6 protein-coding genes and 1 pseudogene are annotated in these 6,363 nt (G+C 43.5%); 5 read left to right on the top strand and 2 right to left on the bottom strand.

Going from position 1 to position 6,363, the window contains the following annotated elements; translation table 11 throughout:
* Window positions 1-67: 67 nt before the first annotated feature.
* A pseudogene (locus NHN17_RS19185) lies at window positions 68-790 on the top strand (ISAs1 family transposase); the annotation flags it as partial.
* Window positions 791-904: 114 nt separating this feature from the next.
* Here the strand turns inward: NHN17_RS19185 and NHN17_RS19180 are convergent.
* Window positions 905-2,149 carry a membrane dipeptidase gene (locus tag NHN17_RS19180; protein ID WP_255044241.1) on the bottom strand — a complete coding sequence of 415 codons (1,245 nt, stop codon included), beginning with the start codon at window positions 2,147-2,149 and terminating at the stop codon, window positions 905-907.
* Between the two features lie 257 nt (window positions 2,150-2,406).
* Between NHN17_RS19180 and NHN17_RS19175 the strand changes: the two genes are divergently transcribed.
* The 4 genes from NHN17_RS19175 (at window position 2,407) to NHN17_RS19160 (ending at window position 5,595) form a co-directional block, all read left to right on the top strand.
* Window positions 2,407-3,354, top strand: coding sequence for a helix-turn-helix domain-containing protein (locus NHN17_RS19175; protein WP_255044240.1), 948 nt, complete (start codon window positions 2,407-2,409; stop codon window positions 3,352-3,354).
* Between the two features lie 80 nt (window positions 3,355-3,434).
* Window positions 3,435-3,917: a type II secretion system protein gene (locus NHN17_RS19170; RefSeq protein ID WP_255044239.1), complete on the top strand. Its 483-nt coding sequence runs from the start codon at window positions 3,435-3,437 to the stop codon at window positions 3,915-3,917.
* A 175-nt stretch (window positions 3,918-4,092) separates the two neighbouring features.
* Entirely contained in the window at window positions 4,093-4,716 is a 624-nt protein-coding gene (locus tag NHN17_RS19165; protein ID WP_255044238.1) for an HAD family hydrolase, read from the top strand.
* A gap of 39 nt (window positions 4,717-4,755) precedes the next feature.
* Window positions 4,756-5,595, top strand: coding sequence for a hypothetical protein (locus NHN17_RS19160; RefSeq protein WP_255044237.1), 840 nt, complete (start codon window positions 4,756-4,758; stop codon window positions 5,593-5,595).
* Between the two features lie 72 nt (window positions 5,596-5,667).
* Here NHN17_RS19160 and NHN17_RS19155 read toward each other — a convergent pair whose 3' ends face one another.
* Window positions 5,668-6,243 (bottom strand): sugar O-acetyltransferase, encoded by a 576-nt coding sequence (locus tag NHN17_RS19155; RefSeq protein WP_255044236.1) that lies wholly within the window; start codon window positions 6,241-6,243, stop codon window positions 5,668-5,670.
* Between the last annotated feature and the right edge of the window lie 120 nt (window positions 6,244-6,363).

Genomic DNA, 6,363 nt, shown 5'->3' with positions numbered 1-6,363 from the left:
TAAGGCCACTGAAAAATCCTTCAGATTTTGATGATTGGCCTTAGCGTACGTTTTCGTTCCATTGGACTTCAAACCCCACGAAGGTTTGACTCTCACACACCAACCTTGTGACGGCAAAGGTATGGAGCTGCTAGCAATAAGAAACATGCTAGACGCTTTAGATATCAAAGGATGTTTATTAACTGCTGATGCCCTGCATTGTCAGGTTGAAACACTGAATAAAGTGGTTGATAAAGGTGGAGATATCCTAGTACAAGTTAAACTGAATCAACCAAGTTTATTAGCAGAAATTGATGTGCAATTCCAAGACTATTGGGCTTTGCCTGAAGATAAACAGAAATCTTACATTACGGAAGATAAAGGGCATGGTAGAAAAGAGGTTCGTGAGGTTTACGTGCTTCCTGCAGCCTTTAGCGAAGCACTCAGAGAGAAGTGGTGTCTAGTAAAAAGCATTGTTGCAGTGGTAAGAGATAGGAGTGTCAAAGGGAAAGGGAGTTATGAAACTTCGTACTATATTTGCACAGACTATTTATCTTTAGAGTTAGCCACAAAGGTAACAAGAAAGCACTGGCACATAGAGAATCAGCAGCACTGGGCGTTGGACGTTATTTTTAAAGAAGACGAGCAGCGAATTTACGCCGGGGATTCGGCGTTGAATATGGCTTGTTGTCGTCGCTTTGTGCAGAACCTATTTAGAAAATCAGAGGGTAACTTGTCTGTACCAAGAAAGATGAACCAAGCCGCATGGAATAAAGATTACAGGGAAAAAGTTCTTTTTACATCAGATTAACAAAGTATATTCGCGCCCTTGTTAGGCTGAAGGGCGAGATAGCCTGAAAACAGATAATAAAAAAGCACGCCCATTAGGGCGAGCTTCGAGTGTGTGATCTTTCTTAGTAACAAACTACATCGTCAAGTTTTCATTTCTCAATTTGGTGAGTTCTTTAAGGCGTTTTGTATACTCTTTTTGGAATTCGTCAGGGTCTGCGCCTTCAGATACTTGAGCATAAACTCGCATCTTGTTACCACCGTAGATCTTAGCAAGATCATCGTTGCTGTAGCCGCGTTTCCAAAGTTCGTCTGTGATGGCAGCAAGGATCTTCGACAGTTCACCATTGCCGGTAGCGCCCTTGTTGAACGCCTCAATCATGTAGCCGCCATCGTCGTACATTTTCGCGTTCTTGGTGGCGAAATCCACAACCATTGCTGTAGAGAACATATCGTCTGTCGCAATGCCGACGTGGTCAACACCTACCAACTTCACGTAGTAATCGATCATATCCGCAGCTTGAACAGGAGATATGTCTTCAGGCCAAATACCGTCCATCATCCACTCGGTAAAGGTCGGGGCAACGTAGCCACCTGATTTAGCAGCGCGTATCGCTTCATCATCTGGTATGGCACGGTAACAACCTTGTGGCGTAGCATCGGGTTCACTCTTATAAAGCCCAGCAGGCACCGAGTGTGTGTAAACAAATGGGGTTCCAGGATACTTCTCTTCCATGTAATCCATCGCGTCATTTGCTGTTTTTGAGCCTGTGTGGCTGAGATCGAGAATGACCTGATATTCTACCATCGAATCAATGACCGACTCTCCCCAAGGTGTAAGGCCAATATCCCTACCGTTAAATGCGGCTAATTGTCCTGAACCTGTTCTGAAAATGTCGTTATACGCCAAGATCATGCTTTTTAAGCCCATGTCTTTTAGAATCGCCATTTTAGTGACATCTTCTTCTAAGATGGTCGCGGTTTGACTGTTCCAAAGCACGGCGGTTTTGCCTTCGGTGTGCGCTTTTTCAATGTCATTATTGGAATGCGCGATGATGAAATTATCAGGTTGTTTTGCCATCGCAGAGCGGTGTTTATGATGGTGAAACAAGAAGTCATCAAAGTTATGGTCAGCAGCGGTAATCGTGTATTCATGCCCTGTAATACCTGCATCCCGAGCATCTTGGAAATAATCCAATAGTTGTTGGTCATCCTTCCAACCTGCGCCGTATGGGCTTGCCAACATACCAATCACGATCGTGTCTTGAACGAATGTCTTGGCTTTGTCTGAAGCTGGCCAAGTTTTGCTCTCAACACTGGCATGGGCAACACCACAAGTCAGGGCGATACTCGCCGCTACTAACGTAATCTTTTTCAACATGAAAACCTCTCAATTATTGGCTTAAATCCATTTATTCTTATGCCTAGATTTAATAGTAGTCCCTGACGGTATAACGACATGATTAAAAACCGATAACCTTGTCATACTTTACGAACAAAGCTGTTCTTGCTGGCTATGTGATTCACTTTATTAGTGAAAACCTGGAGTAAGCCTTGTTAACTTGAGATAATTGTAGCTAAGCTCTGAAATGAAAATGTGCATTTCACGTCACAGGGTAATAGGAAAAGGATAGAGTGATGGGGCTTGATATTCCGCTGATTGATAAGCGTGTGGTGAACCACCTCCAACAGTGTTTGCGAGAAGATAACTCGCTTGCTCTCCGCCATGGATTGCTTGCTGACCTAGCGTTAGAAGTGAAACTTCCGTTCAGTATGGATACGTCATCAGCTAGCTATGTTCCATATAACGTTTTTATCCTCTTTCTAAAGCGTCTGAGGGCTAGCCTTAGCCCAAGTGAGTTTATTGCTGTGCTGCTAGAGAGCGCCACTCAAGCAGCGAAAGAATTTCGATTCTCTGCTATTTCGATACAAGATTTCCTTGATACTTTCCCCATTGAAAAGCTGTCTGTGGAGCAAAGTAAGGAGGGATTATTTGTCTCATTCGAGACGTCAATGCAGTCTGCTAGTCAGATTGAATCTGAGTTGTTTCTTATCGCTTATACTCACGCCTACTTACAAGCACACTATGCTGAGCTTGGTAGACCTATTCGATATGATTTGAAGACAGCGAATTCGCAGGCGTTAAGCGAGTTAAAAATCCAAACCGAGACTCCTCAATACCTTGGGCAACAGCAAACGTGCATTCAATACGCGGCGTTAGATACGGTTGGTGTACTTAGTGCAGTTAGAGCCAAACCCATGTCTGATGCTCGCAAAGTTGCTGAGGCACTGTCGCCCTATATTGGTCGCATGGACATCGACTTAGATACATTTTGTGCTTTGAATGAGGTAGGAAAGCGTACCGTCCAGAGAGCATTGAAAAGAGAAGAAACCACTTACAAGGCAATCAAAGAATCATTAGTCATCGAGTTTGCGAAGCGGGTGATCTCGCAGCAAGATTATTCAATCTCTGATGTTGCGCTTCATTTAGGTTATGCCGACGCTTCGCAATTCATCAGGGCGTTCAAGCGAGTAAACGGCATCACACCTTATCAATGGCAAAAGGGTAGAAGAAAAACCAATTAATAGGAATGATTGACGGTATCATTTGATCTCGCGTGAATATATACTGCCTCCCGTTCCATAAAGAATATGAGGTTTTTAAGATGAGAAGAACAAGTGGCTTTACTATAATTGAACTTGTCGCCGTCGTTGTCGTGCTTGGCATTCTTTCTGTGATTGCGGCGCCCAGGTTCTTAGGTCTTCAATCTGATGCTAGAGCTGCGGCATTAGAGGGCCTTAAAGGGTCAATGGAAGGTGCAGCTTCCATTGTTTACGGTAAGGCAGCAGTCGCAGGGGTTGAAAACCTTCCAGTGTCGGATGGTCAAAGTACCTTAGTGGAAGGTGTTGTGACGGACTACGGTTATCCCACAGCCTCAGAGGTCGGTATTGGAACTGCTGTTCAAGGGTTGCGTGGTGAAAACAGCGATTGGACGCAATTGGGAACCCACATTGAAGCTGTGACAAATGAAGTTATCGTTTATTCATTTGCCAATGCTGAAGAAAGCGAAACTTGTGTTGTTATTTATCGCTCGAATGCTTCGGCCGGCACCCCGACGATTATCTCGTCTGACGCTGATTTGTGTTAATGATTTAAGCTTACGAATACTGAAAAAGGCCATCTTTATGATGGTCTTTTTTGTGCCTGCTCGCAACATATTGTGATTTCAGTCCTCATTTTGTAAAACAAGATTATGAACTTTAAGGTGCGGCATTTAATGTTTGTGTTGTTGCTACTTTATGTGACTAATTGAGGAGCAGGTTATGAGTTCGAATCAAATCAAAAATGTCGTGTTTGATGTGGGCAATGTGATTGTGCGTTGGTCGCCCTTGGAAATTACTCAACTAACGTTTGGAAGTATCGCCGACCCTGAAGCCCGAGCGCGTTCGATTTTTCAAAGTGCTATTTGGTTGGATTTGAACAAAGGCTTTTTGACCGAAAATGAGGCTAAGCTTCGCTATCAACAAGAACTCAACTTATCTCCATTAGAGTGTGATCGCCTGTTCTATTACGTTAAACAAACGCAGATCTTATTGCATGGTTCTGTCGATCTTATCGAGCGTGTAAAGCGTGCTGGTTATGGTGTGTATGCACTTACCGACAACGTAGTCGAGATAGTTGAATACCTAAAATCAACCTACCAATTTTGGCCGCTGTTTGATGGCGCGGCGGTATCCGCTGAATTGGGCATGCTTAAACCGCAGCCTGAGATTTACCAAGCGCTGCTGTCTAATAATGGGCTTGAAGCTTCAGAAACCGTCTTCATTGATGATATGCCCTATAACGTTGAAGGGGCTAAGGCTATAGGCATGGCTGGTATTCAGTTTATCGATGCAGTGCAGTGCGAAAATAGCTTACAAGCTCTAGGTGTCAATTTGAAACAGTGACACTCACTCGAATCATGTCTTCGTTTGAGGATATAGAAAATGAAAAGATACCCATCTAAGTCAATCGTTACGTTCTCTATTTTAGCAATATCGATACTGGTATTAGTGGTGGCTGTCGCGCTTCAAATTCGTGATGTTCAAGCATGTGATGATTGCTACGAATCAGACAAAGGACAGTTCAAATATGTGCTTTACGATGGAACGTCACCCTCTGTTATTCCCAGCATCCATAATACCTTATTGATTAACCGCACTCCCTTAATGAAAACGTTCGAGCTTGATTCTATGCCGCCAGTCACCGTTAGGGTGTGGCGAAACCAAAAGGCCTATTTAGACGAGCAAGAAAGAAGCATCGGGCATCGATATGCGTTCTCTACTGGGTATATCGAACCTAAGAGTAATGAGATTAGGTTGCTCTATTTTGGTGGTGAAATTCATAAAACCGCTCTACATGAGTTTGTACATTTACTGACTCTGCAAGTGAATCCGAATTTTGCAAATAATCCACGGTGGTTGTGGGAAGCCATCGCTATCTATAAGTCTGAAGATTATTGGTTTCACATGAGTAACAGACATGCCATCAGTCGCCGTTTCGATGATCTGGCTCAGGACTTATACAACAAGCCGAACAGTAGCTCGGCGGTGTATGAGCTTGGCTATACGGTTGGTGAGTTTATTGAACGTTCATGGGGAGAAGAGGCGTTTGTTGATCTCATTAAGAGCAATGGGGATCCCTCACAGCTTACCGATCAGCCAATAGAGTCGCTGTTTTATGATTGGGAACAATTTGTCAAAACTACGTATTTGAGTGGCCCGAAAAGTGAGTATGAAAAAGCCATGGAACGAAGTCCATTCCATAGAAGAGACACGGTAAACTAATCAAAAAAGAGGTGATGTTTAATTATAAACATCACCTCTTTTGGCATTCATTTCTGGGTTGTTGATTCGTACTTATTCGCTGTCGTCACTTGGCTGCTCAGTGTTCAAGTATCGAATCAACTTGGCTGGCGTACCACCGTATAGACAGTCTGGTGGTACGTCGCTGTTGACCACAGAGTTAGCTGCGATAACAGAGCGAGCACCAATAGTGACATCTTGGTTGATGACTGAGTTTCCGCCAATCCATACATCGTCTTCAACGATAATTGGAAAGCAGAAGGTTTCCCATTTACGACGACTACGGTGATCCAGAGAGTGAGAAGCCGTATAAAACTGCACGCTTGGCCCCACCAAAACATTGTTACCAATTTTGATGTTCGCGCCATCAAGCATCACCACGTTCATGTTAATAAAGGTATCGTCACCAATCTCGATGGTTTTACCAAACTCACAATGGAAAGGAGGACGCACAACACTGCTGCCGATTTTGCCAAATAGATTTGCTTGAAGGCTTGGCTGTTGAGTGTCGTCGGAACATTGATTGAAATCTGACAGAGCTTTACTTGCATGAGTGCGCATTTGGTCAATCTCATGATCGGCACCGTCAAAAACTTCGCCAGACAGCATTTTTTCGAGTTCTGTTTTCATTGTTTATATCTTCCAAATCAATATCGGTATTAGCATACGGATATACAGACATAAAAAAAGAGAAAAGCCTCAGCCTTTCTCTTCCTATTTTTTGCTTTAAGCACTAATGCTAAGCGAACC

Origin of the sequence: Photobacterium pectinilyticum (assembly GCF_024357955.1) — a bacterium.
Lineage (GTDB): Bacteria > Pseudomonadota > Gammaproteobacteria > Enterobacterales > Vibrionaceae > Photobacterium > Photobacterium pectinilyticum.
The sequence above is the reverse complement of the archived record's forward strand: the minus strand, read 5'-3'. Positions and strand labels throughout refer to the sequence as shown.